Below are 1,552 nucleotides of genomic sequence, written 5' to 3' on the forward strand. Positions count from 1 at the left end.
TCTGCGGCTGGCTGCCACCCTGGTCTTCGATCACCCCACCGCGCTCGCGGTCGCCCAACACCTGCGATCCCAAGTCACCGGCGGGAGTCCCGGCCTCGCCGCCGAGCCCAGTTCCGTCGCCGGCTCCGACGAGCCGATCGCGATCGTCGGCATGGCCTGTCGGCTGCCCGGCGGGGTCGGCTCGCCGGAGGACCTGTGGGACCTGGTCGCCGCGGGACGTGACGGGATCGGCGACTTCCCGGAGGACCGGGGCTGGGACATCGAGCGGTGGTACGACCCGGAACCCGGTCGCCCTGGCAAGACGTACGTGCGGGCCGGTGGCTTCCTCGCTGGAGCCGGTGCTTTCGACGCCAGTTTCTTCGGGATCAGTCCGCGTGAGGCGGTGTTGATGGATCCGCAACAGCGGTTGCTGTTGGAGGTGTCGTGGGAGGCGTTCGAGCGGGCCGGGATCGTGCCGGCCACCCTGCGGGGGAGCCGGACCGGGGTGTTCGCCGGGGTGATGTACCACGACTACCCGGGCAGCGCGAGCGTTGGCAGTGTGGTCTCCGGCCGGATCGCGTACACCCTCGGGCTGGAGGGGCCGGCGGTGAGTGTGGATACCGCGTGCTCGTCGTCGCTGGTCGCGTTGCACTGGGCGGCGCACGCGCTCCGGCAGGGGGAGTGCGATCTGGCGCTGGCCGGTGGGGTGACGGTGATGGCCACCCCGGAGACGTTCGTGGAGTTCAGCGGGCAGGGTGGATTGTCCCGCGACGGGCGGTGCCGGTCGTACGCGGACGGCGCGGATGGCACCGGTTGGGCCGAGGGTGTCGGGGTGTTGTTGTTGGAGAAGCTCTCCGATGCTCAGCGCAACGGTCATGAGGTTCTTGCGGTGGTGCGTGGTTCGGCGGTGAACCAGGACGGTGCGTCCAACGGCATTACCGCGCCGAGTGGGTTGGCGCAGCAGCGGGTGATTCGTGCGGCGTTGGCGAACGCTGGGCTGGACGTGCGTGGTGTTGACGCGGTGGAGGGTCACGGCACGGCGACGCGGTTGGGTGATCCGATCGAGGTGCAGGCGTTGTTGGCCACGTATGGGCAGGGTCGGGAGCGTCCGTTGTGGTTGGGGTCGTTGAAGTCGAACCTCGGGCACACCCAAGCGGCTGCTGGGGTGGCTGGTGTGATCAAGATGGTGATGGCGCTGCGGCATAGCGAACTACCGCGCACCCTGCACGTCGGCACTCCCTCGTCGGTGGTGGATTGGTCTGCTGGTGCGGTGGAGTTGTTGGCTGATTCTCGGTCGTGGCCGTCGGTTGTGGGTCGGGTGCGGCGGGCGGGGGTGTCGTCGTTCGGTATCTCCGGGACGAACGCCCACGTGATCGTCGAGGAGGCCCCGGCGCAGGTGCCTGAGGCTGTTCCGGCGGGGCGGCCGGCTGTGGCGGGTACGTTGCCGTGGGTGGTGTCGGGGCGTAGTGCGGGGGCGTTGCGGGCTCAGGCGGAGCGGTTGCTCGATTTCCTGGATGAGGAGCCGGAGCGGGACCTGCGGGATGTGGGTTTTTCGTTGGCTACTGGGCGTTCG

General features: G+C 69.4%; 1 protein-coding gene. It reads left to right on the forward strand.

From position 1 onward, the window contains the following. On the forward strand, window positions 1-1,552 hold a 1,552-nt coding region (locus MCAG_RS26760; protein ID WP_304412203.1), incomplete at both ends, for a beta-ketoacyl synthase N-terminal-like domain-containing protein.

The organism is Micromonospora sp. ATCC 39149 (genome assembly GCF_000158815.1).
In the GTDB taxonomy this organism is placed as follows: domain Bacteria; phylum Actinomycetota; class Actinomycetes; order Mycobacteriales; family Micromonosporaceae; genus Micromonospora.